Origin of the sequence: Pseudomonas sp. RC3H12, assembly GCF_018596375.1 — a bacterium.
Taxonomy (GTDB): Bacteria; Pseudomonadota; Gammaproteobacteria; order Pseudomonadales; family Pseudomonadaceae; genus Aquipseudomonas.
This window is the reverse complement of the sequence record NZ_CP075595.1, coordinates 1565990-1587449: the sequence shown is the minus strand read 5'-3', so window position 1 is coordinate 1587449 and position 21460 is coordinate 1565990. Positions and strand designations below refer to the sequence as shown.

Genomic DNA, 21460 nt, shown 5'->3' with positions numbered 1-21460 from the left:
GCTCCCACTTTAACCGGCCACGTGCTCGCAGCTAGCGCAGCAACGTCTGGATCTGCTCGTGGAGGGTATCCAGGTCGAACGGCTTGGCCAGGATCGGCGCCTTGCGTGCGATCGGGCTGCCGGACTCGAGAATCTCCGCCGGGTAGCCGCTGATGAAGATCACCTTCAGGTCAGGTCGCAGTTTCACTGCAGGCTCTGCAATCTCCACCCCGGAAATCCCGCCCGGCAGGCGGAAATCGGTGACCATCAGGTCCAGGTGCGGCTTGCTGGCCAGGATCGCGAACGCCTGCTCGCCATCCTCGGCCACCAGCACGTGGTAGCCCTCGCCTGCCAGGTAATCGCGCAGGATCATGCGGATCGCCGGCTCGTCCTCGACCACCAGTACCACGTCTTGTGCATCTTCACTCATGACAACGCCTTCGAATTCAATAGGTTGGCTATCAGACCGCAGCTTTACGCAGAGGTTGCCCGGGTCTGGTCACAGGCGTGCGGCAACACCGATAGCGGCAGCTGGACAGTGAACGTCGACCCTGCTCCAACCTGGCTGTGGACCTGGATCCGCCCGCCATGGGCGAGGATGATCTGCTCGGAAATGTACAGCCCCAGGCCCAGGCCGCCACTGGCCTGCTGCGCGGCGACACGCTCGAACTGCTGGAAGATCCGCTGCTGGTTCTGCGCATCGATGCCGATACCCTGGTCCTGCACCTGCACGCAGGCCATGGCATCCTCTTCGAACACCCGCACCTGCACAGGCTTGCGATTGCCGTAGCGCAAGGCATTGGACAACAGGTTGGCCACCACCTGTTCAATCCGGAATTCGTCCCACTCGCCCTGCAAGGCATCGCAACGCTGCAGCTCGATGACGGTATCCACCGCGCTGGCCTGGGCGGCGAAGTTCTCCACCAGCCCGCGTACCAGCTGGCCAAGGTCGAAGGTGCGCGGCCGGATCGACAGCTTGCCGGTGCGAATCCGCGAGACATCGAGCATGTCCTCGACCAGGCGGATCAGGCTGTTGATCTGACGCTCGTCGCGCTCGACCATGGCCTTGAGCTTGTCCTCGCTGAACGCCGCGAGGTTGCCGCGGGACAGGTGCATGCGGCGCAACTGGGTTTCCAGGATCAGCCCGTTGAGTGGCGTACGCACCTCATGGGAGACGATCGACATGAAGTCGTCGCGCATGCGCACCGCCCGCTCCAGCTCGCCACGGGCCAGCTGCAACTGGTTGAGCAACAGTTCCTGCTCCTGGCGGCCCTGCTCCAAAGCCTGCAACTGACGGTCCAGCGCCTTGCGCTGACGGAACAGGTCGACAAACACCGACACCTTGCTCTTCACCGCCAGGGTTTCCAGTGGTTTGTGCAAGAAATCCACCGCCCCGCTCTCGTAACCCTTGAAGGCATAGTTCATCTCGCGCCCGGCGGCACTGACGAAGACGATGGGGATGTTGCGGGTCTTCTCCATGCCGCGCATCAGCTCGGCCAGCTCGAAACCGTTCATGCCCGGCATCTGCACATCGAGAATGGCCAGGGCGAACTCGTGCTCGAGCAGGAGCGACAACGCCTCGTCGGCGGACTGGGCCTGGTACACCTCGCGGTCATCGCCGTGGATCAGGGCGTCCAGGGCCAGCAGGTTTTCCGGCAGGTCGTCGACGATCAGCAGTTTCGCGGTGATGTGGCTTAGCATGCGCTGGGTTCCAGGGTAGCGAGCAACTGCCCGATACCACTCAGGGAAAGAATATGGTCCGGGTCGTGCAGGGCCAGGGCGGCCTCCGGCATCAACGCGACCTGTGCTTCGCGGGGGTCCTGGACGACCGTCCGGCCACCGCTTTGTCTGATATGCAGAAGCCCTCGGGCACCGTCTTCATTGGCCCCGGTGAGCAATACGCCGAGCAGCTCCGGGCCATAGGCGTCGGCGGCCGACTCGAAAAGAATATCAATGGCCGGTCGCGAGAAATGCACCGGTTCCTCCTGGCTCAACGACAAGGTGCAATCACGCTCCACCGACAGGTGATAGCCCGGCCCCGCCACATAGATCAGCCCCGGCTCTATCCGCGCCTTGTCGAAGGCCTCGCGAACCGGGCGGCGCAGGCGGCGTTGCAGCACCTCGGCCAGCTGGCTGTGGCGATCATCGGGCAGGTGCAGCACGCACAACACCGGGATGGCAAAATGGTCGGGCAGCGCGCCGAGCACGCTGAACAGTGCCGACACGCCACCCGCCGAGGCGCCAATGACAATCGCACGCACGCTGTTCATGTCTTGCGGTAGATCCGCTCGGGCCGCACCAACGGCTCGAAACGCTCGCCGTAGGCCGAGAAGTCCACCGACTCCTTGCTGCCCAGCACCAGGAAACCGCGGTGGCACAGCGACTCGTGGAACAGCCCCAGGGCACGGTCCTGCAGGCCCTTGTTGAAGTAGATCAACACATTGCGGCACGACACCAGTTGCGTCTCGGAGAACACGCTGTCAGTGGCCAGGCTGTGATCGGCGAAGGTCACGTTGTCACGCAGGCTGGCGTCCATGATGGCGTTGCCATAGGCGCTGGTGTAGTACTCGGAAAAGTCGCGCCGGCCTCCGGCCTTGCGGTAGTTCTCTTCGTACTCACGCATGCTCTGCATCGAGTAGATACCCTGCTTGGCCCGCTCCAACGAGTGTGGATTGATGTCGGTGGCATAGAGGATGGTGCGCTCGAGCAGGCCTTCCTCGCGCAGCAGGATGGCCATGGAGTACACCTCCTCGCCGGTGCTGCAACCGGCGATCCAGATCTTCAGCGACGGCCAGGTGCGCAGCAGCGGCACCACTTCGTTGCGCAGTGCCAGGAAGTGCCCGGGGTCGCGGAACATCTCGCTGACCGGGATCGTCAGGTACTGCAGCAGCTCGAGGAACATGCCCGGGTCGTGCAGCACCCGCTCCTGCAACGACGATACCGTGCGGCAGTCGAACTGGCGCACGGCATGGAGGATCCGGCGCTTGATCGAAGCGCCGGAGTAATCGCGAAAATCGTAGCTGTACTTGAGGTAGATCGCCTCGATCAGCAGCCGGATCTCGATATCGGTATTGCGTTCACTGGTCAAGATTTCAGATTCGCTCCAATTGCGGCAGCCAGACCCGGATCAGCGAGAACAGGCGGTCCAGCTCGATCGGTTTGGCCAGGTAGTCGTTGGCCCCAGCCTGCAGGCAACGCTGCTGGTCATCCTTCATCGCCTTGGCGGTCACGGCGATGATCGGCAGCTTGCGCCAGCGCGGTTGCTGGCGGATCAGCCGGGTCGCCTCGTAGCCGTCCATTTCCGGCATCATCACGTCCATCAGTACCAGGTCGATGTCGTCGTTGGCTTCCAGGCATTCTATGGCCTCACGCCCGTTGCGCCCGATCTCGACGATGGCGCCCTTGTGTTCCAGGGCGCTGGTCAGGGCGAAGATATTGCGCACATCATCGTCCACCAGCAGGATCTTGCGCCCCTCGAACACCTTGTCGCGGCTGCGGGCGGTCTTGAGCATGCGCTGGCGTTCGTTGGACAGCTGCGACTCGACCTTGTGCAGGAACAGCGTCACCTCGTCGAGCAGGCGCTCGGGCGAACGCGCGCCCTTGATGATGATCGAGCGCGAATACTTGAGCAGGTCGGCCTCCTCCTCGCGGGTGAGGTTGCGCCCGGTGTAGACGATCACCGGCGGGAAGCTGCGAATGTCTTCGGCAGTCATGCGCTTGAGCAGCTCATTGCCGAGCATGTCGGGCAGCTTGAGGTCGATGATCATGCAGTCGTAGATGTTCTCGCGCAGCAGCGCCAGGGCGTCCTGGGCCATGGCTACGGCAGTGATCTGGATATCGTCGTCGCCGATCAGGCGGGCGATGCTCTCGCGCTGCAGGTCGTCGTCCTCCACCAGCAGGATATGCTTGAGCTTCTGCGTCAGCTTGGCCTCCAGGCGACCGAACACTGCCTTGAGCTCCTCGCGGCTGGTGGGCTTGACCGCGTAGCCCACCGCGCCCATGTGCATGGCCGCCTCGACCCGGTCCTCGACCGAAATGATATGCACCGGAATGTGCCGGGTACTGGCCTGCTCCTTCAGGCGCTGCAGCACGGTGAGCCCGGAATGGTCAGGCAGGCGCATGTCCAGCAGGATAGCGTCGGGCAAGTACTGGGCGGCCAGCTCGAAGCCCTCGTCGGCGGCATGGGCAACCAGGCAGCTGTAACCCAGCTCGTGGGCCAGGTCGAAGAGGATGCGGGCGAAATTCGGCTCGTCCTCGATCACCAGGATGCAGCGGTTGCCGAACGGCGCCCGCTCGCGGTCATCGGCAAAGGCCGGGGTCGGACGCTCGCTGCGCACGGGTGTCGGCACTGGCGGTGGCGGCGGCAGTTCGTCGACCGCCGGGCGAAGGCTGTGCACCTCGACCTGCTGCGCGGAGGGCTCGAAGTGCTCGGGCAAGATCAGGCTGAACACGCTGCCCTGCCCCGGGCTGCTGTCGACATTGATCTGTCCGCCAAGCAGGTGGGCCAGGTCACGGGAGATGGACAAGCCCAGGCCCGTGCCGCCATAGCGCCGGTTGCTGGTGCCATCGACCTGGTGGAAGGCGCCGAAGATCGCCTGCTGCTGGTCGGCGGCAATGCCTATGCCGGTGTCGCGCACCGCGAAGACGATGCCCAGGCCCGTCTGGTGGCTGATGCGCAGGCTGACCTGGCCGCGCTCGGTGAATTTGATGGCGTTGGACAGCAGGTTCTTGAGAATCTGTTCCAGGCGCTGACGGTCGGTGAACAGGGACGCCGGCAACGGCTGCTCCAGCTGCACGGCGAAGGACAGGCCCTTGTCCTGCGCCAACGGCCGGAACATGCCCTGCAGGCCTTCGACCAGGCGCTCCAGCGGGGTGCTTTCGGCGCGCACTTCCAGCTTGCCGGCCTCGACCTTGGCGATGTCGAGAATATCGTTGATCAGGTTGAGCAAGTCGTTGCCAGCCGAATAGATCGACTCGGCGAATTTCACCTGCTCCTCGCTGAGATTGCCTTCGGCGTTCTCGGCCAGCAGCTTGGCCAGGATCAGCGAGCTGTTGAGCGGCGTGCGCAGTTCATGGGACATGTTGGCAAGGAACTCGGACTTGTACTTGCTCGAGCGCTGCAGGTCGTCGGCGCGGGCCTGCAACTCGACCTGGGCCTGGTTCAGCTCGCTGTTCTTGCGGTCCAGGGCCTCGGTGCGCTCGGCCAGTTGCTCATTGGTCTGCTCAAGTTCGGCCTGCTGGGTCTCCAGGTGGGCCTGGGATTCCTTGAGCACCCGCGACTGCTCCTCGAGCTCCTCGTTGGCGGTCTTGAGCTCCTCCTGCTGCACCTGCAGTTCTTCGTTGAGCTGCTGGGTCTCGGCCAGCACTTCCTGCAGGCGCTGGCGATAGCGGGCGCTTTCGATGGACACGCCGACGTTCTCGGCCACGCGCTCCAGTAGCTCGCAGTCGCGCGTCTGCAACATGCGCAGGAACCCCAGCTCCAGCACGCCATTGATCCGTCCGTCCTCGCGGGCCGGCACCAGCACGCCGCTGCGCGGCAGGCCGCTGCCCAGGCCGGAACTGAGCCGGTAGTAATCCTCGGGCAGATTGTCCAGGGACAATAGGCGGCCCTGGATCACCGCCTGGCCAAGCAGGCTGCCATGATCGCCCAGGCGGGGGTCGCGGGCCTGCTGTTCGGCATCGAGCCCGTAGCTGGCGACACGCACCAGGCTGCCATGCTCGTCGCGCACGTACAGGGCCCCGACCACACTACCCAGGTAGCCGGCAAAAAAACGCAGGATGTTGTCGCCCAGCATCGGCAGGGTCAGCTGGCCCAGGACCTGCTCGGACAACTGCGTCTGCCCGGCCCGTAGCCAGGCCTGGTGTTCGAGGCGCTCGGTGGCGCGCTGCTGGGCCTCCAGGTTTTCCACGTAACTGGCCGACAAGGCCAGCAGGTCACGCCGCCCCAGGTAGGCGAGCAACGCGCTCAGGGCTACGATGAACAGCACGAACGCCGAGATGGCGGTCATGGTGACCGTGCTGACCGTCTCGTTGCGCGTCGTGCGCAGTTGCTGCTCGGTGTTGATGAAGGTCTCGAACTCCTTGCGGATCTCGTCGGTCAGGCGCTTGCCGCGGCCACGGCCAATCGACGACACCACATCACCCTGCTGGCTGCGCCGCTGGCTGATGACTTCGTTGCCGAAGGTGTTCCACTCGCGCTGCAGCGCCGCAATGCGGTCGATGCGGTCGACTTGCTGAGGGTTGTCGGCCACCATTGCCCGCAGGCTGTCCAGGCTGCCGAAGATGCGTGGCTTTGCCACTTCATAGGGGTCGAGGAAACGCTCTTCGCCTGTCAGCAGATAGCCGCGCATGCCGGTTTCCATGTCGATCGACAGCTTGATCGTCTCGTTGGCATTGCCGATCACCCGATCGGTGTGCTCGACCCACTGCATGGCCGAAAGCAGGTAGTAGATCACCGCGACAAAGGCCACGGCGCCCAGTAGCCCCACTCCCAGGGGCAGGCCGACGTTGCGGCTCAGCAGTTTGCGAAAACTGCGTTGGTCCATCGAGGCTGCTTGAATCATGTGAAAGTGCCCGAGCGAAATAAGTCCATTGAACAGACCGGCGTCTACGTCGTGTAAGTATTGCCCTGCGCCAGACCGACCGCGAATACAGCGAGTCTAACCAGCTTTTGCGGAACCGGCAGGGCATTTAGCCAGTATTTGAAGCCTGTCTGCAGCAATCGTTCCATCTATTTGCCCATGCCGTTAAGCTTGGGAACTTCTGCCCAGGCCCCGCGCACAGAGTAGAGACAATCCATCGAAACAGGATCCACACAATGCACCTTCTGGTAGTCGAAGACGACGACATCGTTCGCATGCTGATAGTCGAAGTGCTCGACGAACTGGGCTATGCCGCCATCGAGGCCGACAGCGCTGCCGCGGCCCTCAAGATCATCGAGGACCCCACGCAATCGCTGGCGCTGTTGATGACCGACGTGGGGTTGCCTGACCTGCGCGGCGAGAAGTTGGCGGCCAAGGCTCGGGAAAGCCGGCCGAACCTGCCGGTGCTGTTCGCCAGTGGCTACGCCGAGAGCTTCAACGTGCCCCCAGGCATGCACCTGATCGGCAAGCCGTTCAGCATCGACCAGTTGCGCGACAAAGTGCTGGAGATTCTTGGCGCACCGTGAACCCTGAAGGCTTGCGGCCCATCGCCGGCAAGCCGGCTCCATAGGGACCGTGCCCATGCCAGAGGCCAACTGAAATTAATTTGAACGTCTCGCGCCTTTAGGCTTCCAACCTTCGAGGTATGCCTCTCTCGTCGGAAAGCCACCATGAAGATGCCCTGTCGTGCCCCTTGCGCTTGCCTGGAACTGGACTTCGTCCGCGATACCCTGTTCGGCCCGGTGGCCCAACGCGCCATGTGTCAGGTCCAGTTGGCCGCCCTCAGCCTGCAGGGCCGCCCCGCGCTGCGCCTGCATATTGAACCGCCGTTACCCGGCAAGGTGGAGAAGGCGCACAGCGTCGCCTTCGCCTGGGAGGGGCGCAATTATCGGGGCGTGGTCCGTGAACACGTCAAATGCGGCGACGGCGGCATCAACCTGCTGCTCGAGTTGCAATGACGTCAGGCAATCGCTTTGCGGGCGCCGGCGGGGCATCACGTTGTGCCTTGACCCGACTCACAAGGCCCAGCAGGTCATGGCAGGTATTGAGGCTGGCAATCGGCACGTCCCTCACGGTAAGGCAATCGTCCAGGCTCGAGCCCTGGCCCAGACGAATGGTGAGGTGCTCGCCGTCCGCACAGCTCACCTCGCAGCGGTCGGGCAGGCAGGCCTGTTCGATCATCTGCCGCATCTCAAGCATCGAAACGCCAATCAACGACATGGTACGACCCTCTCTTGTACTGGATGGCCTGTTGGGTGTGGTACGCCCTCGACGGGCAGGATGCCAATTGAGATTGCCCATGAAGAGGCGCAGGTCCATTCGCCCCAGTGATGACAACGCCTCAATGCCTCTAGCACCTTAGTGGAAGAAACCGCTGGCCGGGCAACGTTCGGTCGTCTTCACACTGCAGGCGACGGGCGGTCAGCACTACATCCTTGCCAGTTCCTCACGGCAGAATTCCACGAACAACTGCGCCGGTTTGGTCAGTTGCACACGCTTGAGGTGCGCCGCCGCCAACCCCGACAGCGTCACTGGCTCGGCAATCGCCAGCGTCACCAGGCGCTGCCCGTCGTAGGTGAATTCCGAGTGCGGCCGGGTGACCAGCAGCGAGAAACCGAAGCCCTGCCCCACCATGCCCCGGACCATCTCGATCGACGGGGAGCTGAAGACGATGTTCGGCGTCAGCCCCAGTTCGTTGAACAGGCTGACGAAGTAGGTGCGGCTGGGCGCCACGTCGAGCAGGATCATCGGTTCGGGGCACAGGTCACGCAATGACACCTGGGCCTGGCCGGCGAAGCGGTGCTTTTCCGGCAGCAGCACATAGGGTTTCTGTGGCGGCATCAGCGGCTCGGTCTCGATGGTGCCGTCCAGGTCATGGTCATAGAGAAACGCCAGGTCGAAGGTACCGGCCGTCAGCCCCTGGATCAGGTCCTGTTGCTCGCCGTCGCGCAGGCGGATGTCCACCCCTGGGTAGCGCTCGCGAAAGCCTGCGATCAGCCGCGGCAAATACAGCGGCGCCACGGTCTCGAAACAGCCGATGTCGATCTGCCCGGCCACCGTGTCGTTGTCGGCCAGGGCGTTCTGCTCGAACTCGTGGGCCATCTGCAACAGGGACCGGGTCTTGGCGTAGAAACGCTTGCCGCTGGGCGTCAGTGACACGCCCTGGGCGTGATGGCGTATGAACAGCTGCACGCCAAAGCTCTCTTCCAGGCTCTTGATCGCCGTGGAGATCGAAGGCTGGGCGATGTACAACTGGCGCGAGGCCTCGGCGACGCTGCCGGCCTCCACGGTGGTGACGAAGTACTTCAGTTGGCGCAAGGTGTAGGAAGCCACGCTGACCTCTCTGGCGCCGTGGGCGGCGCGCGGGATTTTCCTGTCAGCTTACCTCGCCTTGAGGCGCGCGGGCGGATCACCCAGGCAAGGATTTACCTCGGGGTTGAGCAGCATTTTCCGTGGTGGTCCAGGCGGTCAGACCGCCTGCAACGGAATATCGCCAGCGCTGCCCTTGCCGTCGCGTCGCTCGCTCATCCAGTCATTGACCTTCTGCCCGAACTCGGCCGGCGCCTTGCGCCCGAACCGCCGCGCCAGGTCGAGGATGGTCTGTTGGGCCAGCGCCTCCTCCATGCGTTTCTGCGCCCCCAGCATCACCGCGTGGATCGCACAGGTGCCCTCGGTCGCCCAGCCTGGCGCCGAACCTTCGAACACCGCGCAGCGCTCGCGGATCTCCCGGCAATCGAAGAGCTTCTTCGGCCCATCGATGGCCGTGACGATATCCAGCACGGTGATTTCGTCGGAAGGCCGCGCCAGGTGAAACCCGCCGCGCACGCCTTCGGTCGCGGCCACCAGCCCGGCCCGGGCGAGCTTGGTAAAGACCTTGGCCAGGTACTCCTGGGGCACCCCCTGCAGCTCGGCCAGGTCGCGCACGCTGGACTCGCGGCTGTCGCCACGCTCGTCCACCAGAAACAGCAGGCAGTGGATGCCGTACTCGACGCCTGCACTGTAGAGGGACATATGAATCTCCGACTGAATTTGTCGCAAATAGTACGCCCTTCAGCGCTGGCAAGCAAAGCCGGGCGTAGCCGCCCGTCGTCGCACTGGCCGATCAAGACCCCGCTTTACGCCAGTAAACACAAGGTATCTGCGCGTTTCATGGCGGTTGGCGAACAACCCGATGCGTAAAAAACACTTGCCGGATTAAACTACGATCAATACAGTCGCAGTTATTCGACAAGCAGCACATGCTTCGTCGAAGCCCTTTCCTACCTTGCGGAGCACCTTCATGACCTCTCGTATCCTGATCATCGGTGCCGGCTTTGCCGGTGTCTGGAGCGCCCTGAGCGCCGCCCGCCTGCTCGACCAGGCCCAGCGCGGCGACGTGCGCATCAGTGTGCTGGCCCCGCAGCCGCAATTGCGGATCCGCCCACGCTTCTACGAAGCCGACGTGCACAGCTTGCAGGCGCCATTGGAGGCACTGTTCGACGTGGTGGGGGTGGAGTTCATCCACGGCACCGTCGACACCATCGACAGCGACGCCCGCCAGGTCGGTTATCGCGATGCCGACAGCCGCCCGCACCAGCTCGCCTACGATCGCCTGATCCTCGCCGCCGGCAGCCAGGTGGCCCGCCCCGCCGTCCCGGGCCTGGCCGAGCACACCTTCGATGTCGACCAGATGGAGTCGGCCACTCGCCTGGAGCAGCACCTGCACAGCCTGGCCAGCCTGCCGGCCTCCCCGGCGCGCAACACCGTGGTAGTGTGCGGCGGTGGCTTCACCGGTATCGAAACGGCCACCGAGCTGCCATCCCGGCTGCGCGCCATCCTCGGCGAAGGCCAGGCCCGCGTGGTGCTGATCGACCGTGGCGCCAGCATCGGTGCCGCGCTCGGCGCCGGGATCACCCCGGCCATCGTCAGCGCCAGCGAGCAGGCCGGCGTGCAATGGCTGACTGGCACCTCGGTGGTGGCGGTGGATGCGGGGGGCGTGACCCTGGACAACGGCGAATACATCGCCAGCAAGACCGTGATCTGGACCGTGGGGGTCAAGGCCAGCCCGTTGACCGCCCAGATCGCGGGCGAGCGTGACGGCCTGGGCCGCCTGAAAGTCGACGGTCACCTGAAAGTCGTTGGCCAGGACTACATCTACGCCACCGGCGATGTCGCCCGCGCCGCGGTCGACGACCTGGGCAACCACGCGCTGATGACCTGCCAGCACGCCATTCCCATGGGCCGCCATTCGGGCAACAACGCCATGGCCGACCTGCTGGGCGTGGAGCCGGTGATCTATCGCCAGCCCAAGTACGTCACCTGCCTGGACCTGGGCGAATGGGGCGCGGCCTACAGCGAAGGCTGGGAACGCGAACTGCACCTGCAGGGCGAGGACGGCAAGCACCTCAAGCGCCAGATCAACACGGTGTGGATCTACCCCCCGGCAGCGGATCGCGCCCAGGCGCTGGCGGCTGCCGACCCATTGATCCCGATCGTTGCATGATCAAGAAAGGGCCGCTCTGCGGCCCTTTTTGCGACGGAATGGAGGCACGCAGTCAGCAAGTGACGGCATACCAAGGGGGGCGGGCTTTCATTGAACGACTGGTCAATAATAGTGGCACTGTGTCATTATTCGGAAAAAACAACATGAACCGTGAGGATATAACCCCTTTCGCAGTGCATCGAGAGCCCTACCAGCCGAGCCCGGTCCGTCCGCGCTCTTGACGCCTGCAGCCACCGTCAAGGAGCGTCGCATGCAGTTACGGAACGTTAAGATCGGCATTCGGGCAGCAGGAATGTTCACCCTGCTCGGGATCCTGGTCCTGGCCATGGGCCTGGTCGCCCTCTACGAAACCCGCAGGATGGACAGCGCCACCGACGAAATCCGCATCACCTGGATGCCTGCGGTACTCGCCCTGGGCGAGGTCAGCAGCAACCTGGGCCGGGCCCGTGCCCTCACCTTGCGCAGTGTCCTGGAGGACAGCAGCAGCGCCCGCCACGCCACCCTGGACAAGATCGTCCAGGTCAACCAGCAGCTCGAAAGCGACCTCAAGGCCTACGAGCGCACCATCATCGAAGCCGACGACCGCGCCCTGTTCGATGCCTTCATCGGTCTTAGCGAGCGTTACCACGGCCTGCAGAAAGCCATTCGCAACGCCGCCGGCAACGATCAGCTGGACGAAGCCCGTCGCCTGGTCAACGGCCCGCTGGCCGAGTACGCCGACAGCATGATGAAGGCCCTGGGCGAACTGATCGCCTACAACACCCAGGGCGCCGAGCAGGCCTCGCAGCGCAGCAGCGCGGCCTCCGACGAAGCCTTTGCCCTGATCATCGGCGCCATCGCCGTGATCCTGCTCGCGCTGGTCGGCATCGCCACCCTCCTCACCCGCAGCATCATCGTCCCGCTGGCCGACGCCGTCGCCGTGGCCGAGCGCGTCGCCACCGGCGACCTGACCCGCGAGATAACCGTGCTCGGCCGCGACGAGCCGGCCTTGCTGCTGCGCGCCCTGAGCCGCATGCAGCACAGCCTGCGCGACACCTTGCGGCGGATCGCCGCCTCCTCCGACCAGTTGGCCTCGGCCTCCGAGGAACTGCACACGGTCACCGAGGACACCAGCCGCGGCCTGCACCAGCAAAGTGCCGAGATCGACCAGGCCGCCACCGCGGTCAACCAGATGACCGCCGCCGTCGAAGAAGTGGCCAGCAACGCCGTGAGCACCGCCGATGCCTCCCAGGGCGCCGACCGCACCACCCGCGATGGTCGCGACCAGGTCAACCAGGCACTGGCCTCGATCCAGCACCTGGTCGATGACGTGACCGGCACCGCCGAGGAAATCGAGCAGTTGGCCAGCCACGCCAACCAGATCAGCCAGGTGCTTGACGTGATCGGTTCGATCGCCGGCCAGACCAACCTGCTGGCCCTCAACGCCGCCATCGAGGCCGCCCGTGCCGGCGAGGCGGGCCGCGGCTTCGCCGTGGTCGCCGACGAAGTGCGCGCCCTGGCCCACCGCACTCAGCAGTCCACGGCGGAAATCGAGCAGATGATCGACGGCATCCAGACCGGCACCGAGCGTGCGGTCAGCGCCATGCACCGCAGCCAGGGCCGCGCCGGCGGCACCCTTGAAGTGGCGCAATCGGCCGGCCAGGCCCTGGAGCTGATCGCCGAGGCAATCGCCACGATCAACCAGCGCAACCTGGTGATCGCCACGGCCTCTGAGCAGCAGGCCCAGGTGGCGCGGGAAGTGGACCGCAACCTGGTGAACATCCGCGACCTGGCAATGCAGACTTCGGCTGGCGCCAACCAGACCAGCGCGGCGGCCCAGGACCTTTCACGCCTGGCGGTGGAGCTGAATGGGATGGTGGCGCAGTTCAAGGTCTGAACCGTCCAGAGTAGTGTGGGGCGCAGCCCTGCGCCCCCGTCACATCACAATTCACGCGGACAAAAAGTCGGAAAAACTCGCAGTACCTTGTGGTATCGGGCGACTACTCCGTAAGTCGCCGCTCCACCATGCTCTTGACGTACAAATTTTTCTCACGTCAAGGAATATCCATGCTGCTTAGAAACATGAAAATCGGCAAAAGGGCTGGCTGCTTTTTCACCACCCTGGCTGTTCTCATTTTGTCCATGGGAGGGGTCGTCGTGTACGAAACGCAACGTATGGACAGTGCCACGGATGAAATCCGTGTCAACTGGCTACCGGCCATGATCGCGCTCAACGGAATCAGTGCCAGCCTTGCCCAGGAGCGTGCGGCCACACTGCGTGCCGCCCTCGAGGACAATAGCGGCGAGGGGGCGAGCATCCACTTGCTCAACAGCATTGAAGATGCGTTGCGCAACAGCCTGGACGCCTACGAGCTGACCATCGATGGCCCGCAGGATCGCAACCTGTTCAATACCTTCATCGTGGCGCGCAAGCAATACACCGACCTGCAGCTCCAGGTACTCGCGAGCATCAGTGAAGGCCGCATGACGCAAGCCAAGCAACTGATCAGCGGCCCGCTGGTCCAGCGGGCGGACCATATGATGGAAGCGCTGACGACACTGGTCGAATTCAACTACAAAGGTGCGCACGCCGCCTCGCAGCACAGCAGCGATGTTGGAGACGATGCCTTGCGCGTCATCGTCATTGCGCTGTTGCTGATCACGCTGGTGCTGGTCACCATCGCCTTGTTGTTCACCCGCAGTGTCGTTACGCCTCTGGCGGAGGCCGTTATAGTGGCCGAGCGCGTTGCCCTTGGCGACCTTACCCACGAGATCGTGGTCGTTGGCCAGGACGAACCGGCGTTGCTGCTGCACGCCCTGCGCCGCATGCAGCAAAGCCTGCGCGACACTATTGGCAAGATCGCCGCGTCCTCCAACCGCCTGGCCTCGGCCTCGGAGGAGCTGCACAGCGTCACCGAGGACACCAGCCGTGGCTTGCTGCAGCAGAGCACCGAGATCGACCAGGCCGCCACTGCGGTCAACCAGATGACCAGCGCCGTCGAGGAGGTGGCCAGCAACGCCGTGAGCACTGCCGAAGCTTCGCAGGGTGCGGACCAGACCACCCGTGACGGCCGAGACCAGGTCAACCAGGCCCTCGCCTCGATCCAGCACCTGGTCGATGACGTCACTGGCACCGCCGCAGAGATCGAACAGCTGGCCAACAGCGCCAACGACATTACCCGCGTACTGGATGTGATCGGCGCCATCGCCGGCCAGACCAACCTGCTGGCGCTCAATGCCGCCATCGAGGCCGCCCGAGCTGGCGAGGCAGGCCGTGGCTTTGCCGTGGTCGCCGACGAGGTACGCGCACTGGCTCACCGTACCCAGCAGTCCACCGCGGAGATCGAGCAGATGATCGGCGGCATCCAGATCGGCACCGAGCGGGCGGTCAGCGCCATGCACAGCAGCCAGGGCCGCGCCAGCGGCACCTTGGAGGTGGCGCAGTCGGCCGGTCAGGCTCTGGAGGTCATCTCGCGGACCATCACCTCGATCAACCAGCGTAACCTGGTGATCGCCAACGCCACCGAGGAGCAGGCGCAGGTGGCCCGGGAAGTGGACCGCAACCTGGTGAATATCCGCGAGCTGGCAATGCAGACGACCACCGGGGCCAACCAGACCAGCGCATCGGCCCAGGACCTGTCGCAGCTGGCGCTGGAGCTCAATGGGCTGGTCGCGCAGTTCAAAGTCTGAACGGCCTGACGAACATCGCGGGGCACACCCGTTCCGGCAAGGGTTGCGCAGGATCTGGCATGCCCCGCGATCAGTTTGGCGCGGATCTCAGGATTTGACGCCGACCACCCGCTGCGCCTTTTCCGGCTGAGCCCGCGTCGCCAGGCAGTAATACAGCGGCACTGTCACCAACAGCCCGAACAGCCACGACAGATCCGCCCCTTCTACGATGTTCGAGTACGGCCCGACATACAGCGACGTATTGGCGAACGGCAGCTGCACGAGGATGCCGCAGGCATAGGCGATGATCGCGTGGTGGTTGAAACGCCCGTAGATGCCGCCGTCGGCACGGAAGATCGAAGCAATGTCGTACTCGCCGCGCTTGATCAGGTAGAAGTCCACCAGGTTAATCGACGCCCACGGCACCAGCACCAGCAACAGCGCCAGGATCAGCCCGATGAACTGCCCGATGAAGTCCGCCGAGGCGTTCAGCGCCACCAGACCGCAACCCACCAGGATCACCCCCGCCAGGAGCACCCGCAGCTTGATGCTCGGCGTCCAATGGGCGGCGAAGGTCTGGATCGCGGTGACGATCGACAACACCGCACCGTAGAGGTTGAGGGCGTTGTGGCTGATGATGTTGAGCAGGAACAGCACCATCAGCACCGGGCCCAGCCAACCGGTGGCCTGCTTGACCGCCACCATGGCATCGGTGCCTTGCGGCACGCACAGCACCGCCACCGCACCGAAGCTGAAGCACAGGATGGTACCCAGCGTGGCCCCGAGGTAGGTGGCCCAGAACGGCTTGGCGATGCCGACTTCACGGGGCAGGTAGCGCGAGTAGTCCGAGGTATAGGGCGAAAAACTGATTTGCCAGATGATGCCCAGCGACACCGTGGCGATGAAGCCGGACAGGTTGAACGCGCCGCGGCTGAAGAAGTCGCCCGGCAGTTCCTGGGCGAACATCATGATGAAACCCGCCAGCAACGCCGAGCCCATCACCCAGGTGCCGACGCGGTTCAGCGTATGGATGAAGCGGTAGCCGATCACCCCGATGGCGGTGGCGCTCAGGGCGCCGATGACGATAGCGCCGGGCATCGGCACGCCAGGGGCGATGCCGTGGATCGACTTGCCGGCCAGGACGATGTTGGAAATGAAGAAACCGACGTAGATCAATGCGGTGAAGAACACGATCAGCAGCGCACCATAGCGCCCGAACTGGCCGCGGCTCTGCACCATCTGCGGAATGCCCAACTGCGGCCCCTGCGCCGAGGCCAGGGCGATCACCACCCCGCCCAGCAGATGCCCCAGCACGATGGCCAGCAGCCCCCACAGCAAGTTCAGGTGGAACACTTGGACCACCATGGCACCGGTGACGATCGGCAGCGGCGCGATGTTGGTGCTGAACCACAGGGTGAAAAGGTCGCGCGCCTTCCCATGGCGCTCGGACGGTGGCACGTAATCGACCGTGTGTTGCTCGACGAGATGGTGTTGCGACGACGGTTGGGACATAGGATTCAGCTCGAAAGGTCGTTTTTATCGTTGTATGGAAACCGCTCGGGGCGGCCTCTCAGCTGAAGACCATATTATGGTATTCCAAGAGTTTGACAACACTGCGCCGCTCATTTTCACCACAACTGATCCGCTCCATGCACTGACTTGCAGCCCGAAGGTTTACACCAAGACCAGTGATTACGGGGGCTTGCACCGTTTATCGCGAACTCCAGCGCACGGAAAATTCCGCTTGCAATATAGGTATTACGGTATACCATCAGACACATCAACGATAAAAACCGCGGACCACCGCAGCCTTTTCAGAGGTACACGAGATGATCGACGCAACCGTCTACAAGCACGTCCTGGGCTCCTTCCCCTCCGGCGTGACCGTCATCACCACCCTGGACGACGACGGCTCGATCGTCGGCCTCACCGCCAGCGCCTTCTCCTCCCTGTCGATGGACCCGCCACTGGTGCTGTTCTGCCCCAACTACAGCTCCGACTCCTACCCTGTACTGATGAAGAACAAGCGCTTCGCCATTCACCTGCTCTCCGGTGAACAGCAGGCCGAGGCGTATGCGTTCGCGAAAAAAGGCAAGGACAAGGCCGTTGGCATCGAGTGGACCCTGAGCGAACTGGGCAACCCGATCCTGGCTGGCGCCACCGCCGTGATCGAATGCGAACTGTGGCGTGAATACGAAGGCGGCGACCACGCCATCATGGTCGGCAAGGTACACAACCTGATCGTCCCGCAGGAGGCGCCTCGCCCGATGGTCTATTGCCGCGGCAAGATGGCCAGCCTGCCGGCCTTCGCCTGAGACCCTGACGACTGATTCCACTTAGAGCGCCTGCCACGGCGGGCGAAAACAACAAAGCTCCGAGGAAAAGCCCCATGAAATTTTCGCTGTTCGTGCACATGGAACGTTGGGATGAGCAGGTCAGCCACCGCCAGCTGTTCGAAGACCTCACCGAACTGACCCTGATGGCCGAAGACGGCGGTTTCAGCACCGTGTGGATCGGCGAACACCACGCCATGGAGTACACCATCTCGCCGAGCCCGATGCCGCTGCTGGCCTACCTGGCCGCACGCACCGAGAAAATCCGCCTGGGCGCCGGCACCATCATCGCGCCCTTCTGGAACCCGATCCGCGTGGCGGGCGAATGCGCCCTGCTCGATGTGATCAGCAATGGCCGCATGGAAGTGGGCCTGGCCCGTGGCGCCTACCAGTTCGAATTCGACCGCATGGCCGGCGGCATGCCGGCCACCGATGGCGGCAAGGCCCTGCGCGAGATGGTCCCGGCGGTGCGGCAGCTGTGGCAGGGCGACTATGCCCATGAAGGCGAGATCTACAACTTCCCCACCTCCACCAGCGTGCCCAAGCCGGTACAACCGGGCATGCCGCCGATGTGGATCGCCGCCCGCGACCCTGACTCGCACAACTTCGCCGTGGCCAACGGCTGCAACGTCATGGTCACCCCGCTGATGAAAGGCGACGAAGAGGTGCTGGACCTGAAGAACAAGTTCCAGGCCGCGCTGGACAACAACCCGGACGTGCCGCGCCCACAGCTGATGGTGCTGCGCCACACCCACGTGCACAGCCCGGCCGAGCCGGATGGCTGGAAGGTCGGTGCCCAGGCCATCTCGCGCTTCTACCGCACCTTCGATGCCTGGTTCGGCAACAAGACCGTGCCGGTCAATGGCTTCCTCGAACCAAGCCCGGAATCGAAGTTCGCCGAGGTGCCGGCCTTCGCGCTGGAGAACATTCGCAAGAACACCATGATCGGCACGCCGGAAGAAATCATTGCGCGCATCAAGTACTACCAGGCGCTCGGCGTCGACGAGTTCAGCTTCTGGTGCGACAACAGCCTGCCCCATGCCGAGAAACGCAAGTCGCTGGAGCTGTTCATCAAGGAAGTGGTGCCGGCCTTCACCTGAATTCCCTTTGCCTGATCGATTGCGGGAACCAGCCCGCTCGCGTTGGCCCCAGTGGCCGGCGTGGGCGGGCTTTTTTACTCATCGCGGGGCAAGCCCGCTCCCACGCCAGACATGAATGCATCGTGGGAGCGGGCTTGCCCCGCGATGAGTCCAGTACGTAAAGCAATCAAGGTACCAACGGTCCTTTCGTCCCCTGACGAAAACAAATTTTCGACCGACCCTTGCACATCAAATATTATGGTATACCATCAGACAACAAGAGCTGATAACCCTAACCAGGAGCCCCCATGAGTTTCGAAATCCGCAAGATCGTCACCTACTCCGAAGAGACCCGCATCGAAGGCGGCAAAGCCACCGACAAGCCGGTGACCATGGTCGGCCTGGCCGTGGTGATCAAGAACCCATGGGCCGGTCGCGGCTTTGTCGAAGACCTCAAGCCGGAGATCCGCGCCAACTGCTCCGCGCTGGGCGCGCTGATGGTCGAGCGCCTGACTGCCGCCATCGGCGGAGCCGACAAGATCGAGGCCTACGGCAAGGCCGCCGTGGTCGGCGCCGACGGCGAGATCGAGCACGCCTCGGCCGTAATCCACACCCTGCGTTTCGGCAACCACTACCGCGAAGCCGTGCAGGCCAAGAGCTACTTGAGCTTCACCAACAAACGCGGCGGCCCCGGCACCTCGATCCAGATCCCGATGATGCAGAAGGACGACGAAGGCCTGCGCTCGCACTACATCACCCTGGAAATGCAGATCGAAGATGCTCCACGTGCCGACGAAATCGTCGTGGTGCTGGGCGCCGCCGACGGTGGTCGCCTGCACCCACGCATCGGCAACCGCTACATCGACCTGGAAGAACTGGCTGCCGAACAGGCCAACGCTCAATAACAACAACCAAGACGGGCCTGGGCGTGGCGTGCATACCCGCCGCGCCCGACCTTCAAGGAGCGCCCTCCATGATTCAGCCTGTCGCTGAACGTACACCGGCCGGGACCAGTTACCTGGACCTGGGCCAGGGCCAGCCCGTGGTACTGATCCACGGCGTGGGCCTGAACAAGGAAATGTGGGGCGGGCAGATCGTCGGCCTGGCCAACGACTACCGCGTCATCGCCTACGACATGCTCGGCCATGGCCAGAGCCGCGTGCCCAGCGCCGATACGCCGCTGGAGGGCTATGCCGAGCAGCTTGCTGAACTGCTCGACCACCTGCAGGTCGCCCAGGCCTGCGTGATCGGCTTTTCCATGGGCGGCCTGGTGGCCCGCGCCTTCGCGCTCAACTACCCGCAACGCCTGGCCGCGCTGGTGGTACTCAACAGCGTGTTCAACCGCACCCCCGAGCAGAGCGCCGGGGTGATCGCACGCGCCGCGCAAGCCTTTGAACAGGGCCCCGACGCCAACGTCGACGCCGCGCTCGAGCGCTGGTTCAGCCGCGAGTACAAGGCCGCCAACCCGGCCCAGGTCGCCGCCATCCGCCAGATCCTGGCGAGCAACGACCCCCAGGGCTACCACACCACCTACTCGCTGTTCGCCACCCAGGACATGTACCGCGAAGCCGACCTGGGCAACATCCAGGTGCCGACGCTGATCGCCACGGGCGAGCTCGACAGCGGTTCCACTCCGGCCATGACCCGCCAACTCGCCGCACGGATTCCCGGCGCGCAGAGCGTGGTCCTCGCCGAGCAAAGGCATATGATGCCGGTGGAAGCACCGCGCGAAGTCAACAAGATGCTGCTGGACTTCCTCAGGCAGGCCCGCACCCTCTCCGAATCCGCCAAGGGGATAGTCGCATGACCCTCGTTCGTTTCCAGATGTGCATCGACGGCCAATGGCGCGATGCCCAGAGCGGCAAGACCTTCGACAGCCTCGACCCGGCCACCGCCAAGGCCTGGGCGCAACTGCCCGATGCCGGCGAAGCCGATGTCGAGCTTGCCGTGCAGGCCGCCCAGCGCGCCTTCGAAGGCAAGGCCTGGCGCGGCCTCACCGCCACCGCCCGAGGCAAGTTGCTGCGCCGCCTCGGCGACCTGATTGCCGAGAACAAGGAACACCTGGCCCAGCTGGAAAGCCGCGACAACGGCAAGCTGATCCGCGAAACCCGCGGCCAGGTCGGCTACCTGCCGGAGTTCTTCCACTACACCGCAGGCCTGGCCGACAAGCTCGAAGGCGGCACCCTGCCGCTGGACAAGCCGGACCTGTTTGCCTACACCGTGCACGAGCCGATCGGCGTGGTGGCCGGGATCATCCCGTGGAACAGCCCGCTGTACCTCACCGCGATCAAGCTGGCCCCGGCCCTGGCCGCCGGCAACACCATCGTGCTCAAGCCCTCGGAGCACGCCTCCGCCACCCTCCTCGAACTGGCCCGCCTGGCCCTGGAAGCCGGCTTCCCGGCTGGCGTGGTCAACGTGGTCACAGGTTACGGCCCAAGCACCGGCGCGGCGCTGACCCGCCACCCGCTGGTGCGCAAGATCGCCTTCACCGGCGGCGCTGCCACCGCCCGCCACGTGGTGCGCAGCAGCGCCGAGAACTTCGCCAAGCTGTCGCTGGAGCTGGGCGGCAAGTCACCGAACATCATCTTCGCCGACGCCGACCTGGACAGCGCCATCAACGGCGCCGTAGCCGGCATCTATGCCGCCTCCGGGCAAAGCTGCGTGGCCGGCTCGCGGCTGCTGGTGCAGGACGAGATCTTCGACGAGTTCGTCGAACGCCTGATCGCCCGCGCCAAAAGTATCCGCATCGGCAACCCGCAGGACGACAGCAGCGAGATGGGCCCGATCGCCACCGCCCAGCAACTGGCGGTGATCGAAGGCCTGGTGGCCGCGGCCAAGGCCGAGGGCGCCACCCTGCGCATGGGCGGCAAACGTGCAGAGGTCGAAGGTGACGGCTGGTTCTACGAGCCGACCCTGTTCGAATGCGACAGCAACTCGATGACCATCATGCAGGAAGAAGTGTTCGGCCCGGTCGCCGCGGTGATCCGCTTCAAGACCGAGGAGCAGGCCCTGGCGATGGCCAACGACTCGCAGTTCGGCCTGGCCGCCGGTATCTGGACCCGCGACCTGGGCCGCGCCCATCGCCTGGCCCGTGACGTGCGCTCGGGGATCATCTGGGTCAACACCTACCGCGCCGTCTCGGCAATGGCCCCCATCGGCGGCTTCAAGAACAGCGGTTATGGCCGCGAGAGCGGCATCGACTCGGTGCTGGCCTATACCGAGCTGAAGACGGTGTGGATCAACCTGTCCACAGCGCCCATGCCCGACCCCTTTGTGATGCGCTAGGAGAACGCCACC

Annotated in this window: 19 protein-coding genes and 1 pseudogene; 11 read left to right on the top strand and 9 right to left on the bottom strand. The window is 64.2% G+C overall.

Features of this window, described 5'->3' with window-relative positions:
* Positions 1–31: 31 nt before the first annotated feature.
* From KHO27_RS07300 to KHO27_RS07280, 5 genes are read right to left on the bottom strand one after another with little or no spacing between them, the layout of a single operon-like run.
* Positions 32–409 (bottom strand): response regulator, encoded by a 378-nt coding sequence (locus KHO27_RS07300; RefSeq protein WP_110699668.1) that lies wholly within the window; start codon positions 407–409, stop codon positions 32–34.
* Between the two features lie 44 nt (positions 410–453).
* Positions 454–1680 carry a hybrid sensor histidine kinase/response regulator gene (locus tag KHO27_RS07295; RefSeq protein WP_102682386.1) on the bottom strand — a complete coding sequence of 409 codons (1227 nt, stop codon included), beginning with the start codon at positions 1678–1680 and terminating at the stop codon, positions 454–456.
* Positions 1674–2249: a chemotaxis protein CheB gene (locus KHO27_RS07290; protein ID WP_111532453.1), complete on the bottom strand. Its 576-nt coding sequence runs from the start codon at positions 2247–2249 to the stop codon at positions 1674–1676. The genes KHO27_RS07295 and KHO27_RS07290 overlap by 7 nt, the downstream gene beginning before the upstream one ends.
* Positions 2246–3067: a CheR family methyltransferase gene (locus KHO27_RS07285; protein WP_111532454.1), complete on the bottom strand. Its 822-nt coding sequence runs from the start codon at positions 3065–3067 to the stop codon at positions 2246–2248. The genes KHO27_RS07290 and KHO27_RS07285 overlap by 4 nt, the downstream gene beginning before the upstream one ends.
* Positions 3068–3071: 4 nt before the next feature.
* Complete coding sequence (locus KHO27_RS07280; RefSeq protein ID WP_110699674.1) at positions 3072–6542, bottom strand: response regulator; 3471 nt, start codon at positions 6540–6542, stop codon at positions 3072–3074.
* A gap of 254 nt (positions 6543–6796) precedes the next feature.
* On the opposite strand from KHO27_RS07280, the gene KHO27_RS07275 reads away from it, so the two are divergent.
* Positions 6797–7147 (top strand): response regulator, encoded by a 351-nt coding sequence (locus tag KHO27_RS07275; protein WP_110699677.1) that lies wholly within the window; start codon positions 6797–6799, stop codon positions 7145–7147.
* A 144-nt stretch (positions 7148–7291) separates the two neighbouring features.
* A complete protein-coding gene (locus tag KHO27_RS07270; RefSeq protein ID WP_102682381.1) occupies positions 7292–7579 on the top strand; it encodes a hypothetical protein in 288 nt (95 codons plus the stop codon).
* Here KHO27_RS07270 and KHO27_RS07265 read toward each other — a convergent pair.
* The 3 genes from KHO27_RS07265 to KHO27_RS07255 all read right to left on the bottom strand — a co-directional run bounded on the left by KHO27_RS07265 (position 7554) and on the right by KHO27_RS07255 (position 9632).
* On the bottom strand, positions 7554–7841 hold the full coding sequence (locus tag KHO27_RS07265; protein ID WP_110699681.1) for a DUF1652 domain-containing protein: 288 nt from the start codon (positions 7839–7841) through the stop codon (positions 7554–7556). The two genes, KHO27_RS07270 and KHO27_RS07265, sit on opposite strands and share 26 nt — an antisense overlap.
* 207 nt (positions 7842–8048) lie before the next feature.
* A complete protein-coding gene (locus KHO27_RS07260) occupies positions 8049–8954 on the bottom strand; it encodes a LysR family transcriptional regulator (protein WP_046855246.1) in 906 nt (301 codons plus the stop codon).
* Between the two features lie 135 nt (positions 8955–9089).
* Positions 9090–9632, bottom strand: a complete 543-nt coding sequence (locus KHO27_RS07255) for an RrF2 family transcriptional regulator (RefSeq protein ID WP_110699683.1) — start codon at positions 9630–9632, stop codon at positions 9090–9092.
* Positions 9633–9900: 268 nt separating this feature from the next.
* Between KHO27_RS07255 and KHO27_RS07250 the strand changes: the two genes are divergently transcribed.
* The 4 genes and pseudogenes from KHO27_RS07250 to KHO27_RS07240 all read left to right on the top strand — a co-directional run bounded on the left by KHO27_RS07250 (position 9901) and on the right by KHO27_RS07240 (position 14772).
* Entirely contained in the window at positions 9901–11103 is a 1203-nt protein-coding gene (locus KHO27_RS07250) for an NAD(P)/FAD-dependent oxidoreductase (RefSeq protein WP_214501512.1), read from the top strand.
* A 250-nt stretch (positions 11104–11353) separates the two neighbouring features.
* A complete protein-coding gene (locus KHO27_RS07245; RefSeq protein WP_214501511.1) occupies positions 11354–12979 on the top strand; it encodes a methyl-accepting chemotaxis protein in 1626 nt (541 codons plus the stop codon).
* 128 nt (positions 12980–13107) lie between these two features.
* Positions 13108–13632: pseudogene (locus KHO27_RS26525) on the top strand (MCP four helix bundle domain-containing protein); the annotation flags it as partial.
* Entirely contained in the window at positions 13621–14772 is a 1152-nt protein-coding gene (locus KHO27_RS07240) for a methyl-accepting chemotaxis protein (RefSeq protein WP_502937649.1), read from the top strand. The pseudogene KHO27_RS26525 and the gene KHO27_RS07240, both read left to right, overlap by 12 nt.
* An 87-nt stretch (positions 14773–14859) precedes the next feature.
* Here the strand turns inward: KHO27_RS07240 and KHO27_RS07235 are convergent, their stop codons facing one another.
* Positions 14860–16263, bottom strand: coding sequence for a purine-cytosine permease family protein (locus tag KHO27_RS07235; protein ID WP_110699691.1), 1404 nt, complete (start codon positions 16261–16263; stop codon positions 14860–14862).
* 317 nt (positions 16264–16580) lie between these two features.
* Here KHO27_RS07235 and KHO27_RS07230 point away from each other — a divergent pair, with 317 nt between their 5' ends.
* From KHO27_RS07230 to KHO27_RS07210, 5 genes are all read left to right on the top strand, one after another.
* Positions 16581–17066, top strand: coding sequence for a flavin reductase family protein (locus KHO27_RS07230; protein WP_023630914.1), 486 nt, complete (start codon positions 16581–16583; stop codon positions 17064–17066).
* A gap of 74 nt (positions 17067–17140) precedes the next feature.
* Positions 17141–18184: an LLM class flavin-dependent oxidoreductase gene (locus KHO27_RS07225; protein ID WP_110699695.1), complete on the top strand. Its 1044-nt coding sequence runs from the start codon at positions 17141–17143 to the stop codon at positions 18182–18184.
* 287 nt (positions 18185–18471) lie between these two features.
* Entirely contained in the window at positions 18472–19068 is a 597-nt protein-coding gene (locus tag KHO27_RS07220) for an amino acid synthesis family protein (protein WP_110699697.1), read from the top strand.
* A gap of 68 nt (positions 19069–19136) precedes the next feature.
* Entirely contained in the window at positions 19137–19970 is an 834-nt protein-coding gene (locus KHO27_RS07215; RefSeq protein ID WP_110699699.1) for an alpha/beta fold hydrolase, read from the top strand.
* On the top strand, positions 19967–21448 hold the full coding sequence (locus KHO27_RS07210; protein WP_046855237.1) for an aldehyde dehydrogenase: 1482 nt from the start codon (positions 19967–19969) through the stop codon (positions 21446–21448). The genes KHO27_RS07215 and KHO27_RS07210 overlap by 4 nt, the downstream gene beginning before the upstream one ends.
* The last annotated feature ends 12 nt before the right edge of the window (positions 21449–21460 follow it).

Excerpts from the sequence above, each read along its gene's own strand:
- KHO27_RS07300 (WP_110699668.1), bottom strand. The coding sequence starts at position 409 with ATGAGTGAAGATGCACAAGACGTGGTACTGGTGGTCGAGGACGAGCCG.
- KHO27_RS07295 (WP_102682386.1), bottom strand. The coding sequence starts at position 1,680 with ATGCTAAGCCACATCACCGCGAAACTGCTGATCGTCGACGACCTGCCG.
- KHO27_RS07290 (WP_111532453.1), bottom strand. The coding sequence starts at position 2,249 with ATGAACAGCGTGCGTGCGATTGTCATTGGCGCCTCGGCGGGTGGCGTG.
- KHO27_RS07280 (WP_110699674.1), bottom strand. The coding sequence starts at position 6,542 with ATGATTCAAGCAGCCTCGATGGACCAACGCAGTTTTCGCAAACTGCTG.
- KHO27_RS07275 (WP_110699677.1), top strand. The coding sequence starts at position 6,797 with ATGCACCTTCTGGTAGTCGAAGACGACGACATCGTTCGCATGCTGATA.
- KHO27_RS07270 (WP_102682381.1), top strand. The coding sequence starts at position 7,292 with ATGAAGATGCCCTGTCGTGCCCCTTGCGCTTGCCTGGAACTGGACTTC.
- KHO27_RS07265 (WP_110699681.1), bottom strand. The coding sequence starts at position 7,841 with ATGTCGTTGATTGGCGTTTCGATGCTTGAGATGCGGCAGATGATCGAA.
- KHO27_RS07255 (WP_110699683.1), bottom strand. The coding sequence starts at position 9,632 with ATGTCCCTCTACAGTGCAGGCGTCGAGTACGGCATCCACTGCCTGCTG.
- KHO27_RS07250 (WP_214501512.1), top strand. The coding sequence starts at position 9,901 with ATGACCTCTCGTATCCTGATCATCGGTGCCGGCTTTGCCGGTGTCTGG.
- KHO27_RS07245 (WP_214501511.1), top strand. The coding sequence starts at position 11,354 with ATGCAGTTACGGAACGTTAAGATCGGCATTCGGGCAGCAGGAATGTTC.
- KHO27_RS07240 (WP_502937649.1), top strand. The coding sequence starts at position 13,621 with ATGATGGAAGCGCTGACGACACTGGTCGAATTCAACTACAAAGGTGCG.
- KHO27_RS07235 (WP_110699691.1), bottom strand. The coding sequence starts at position 16,263 with ATGTCCCAACCGTCGTCGCAACACCATCTCGTCGAGCAACACACGGTC.
- KHO27_RS07230 (WP_023630914.1), top strand. The coding sequence starts at position 16,581 with ATGATCGACGCAACCGTCTACAAGCACGTCCTGGGCTCCTTCCCCTCC.
- KHO27_RS07225 (WP_110699695.1), top strand. The coding sequence starts at position 17,141 with ATGAAATTTTCGCTGTTCGTGCACATGGAACGTTGGGATGAGCAGGTC.
- KHO27_RS07220 (WP_110699697.1), top strand. The coding sequence starts at position 18,472 with ATGAGTTTCGAAATCCGCAAGATCGTCACCTACTCCGAAGAGACCCGC.
- KHO27_RS07215 (WP_110699699.1), top strand. The coding sequence starts at position 19,137 with ATGATTCAGCCTGTCGCTGAACGTACACCGGCCGGGACCAGTTACCTG.
- KHO27_RS07210 (WP_046855237.1), top strand. The coding sequence starts at position 19,967 with ATGACCCTCGTTCGTTTCCAGATGTGCATCGACGGCCAATGGCGCGAT.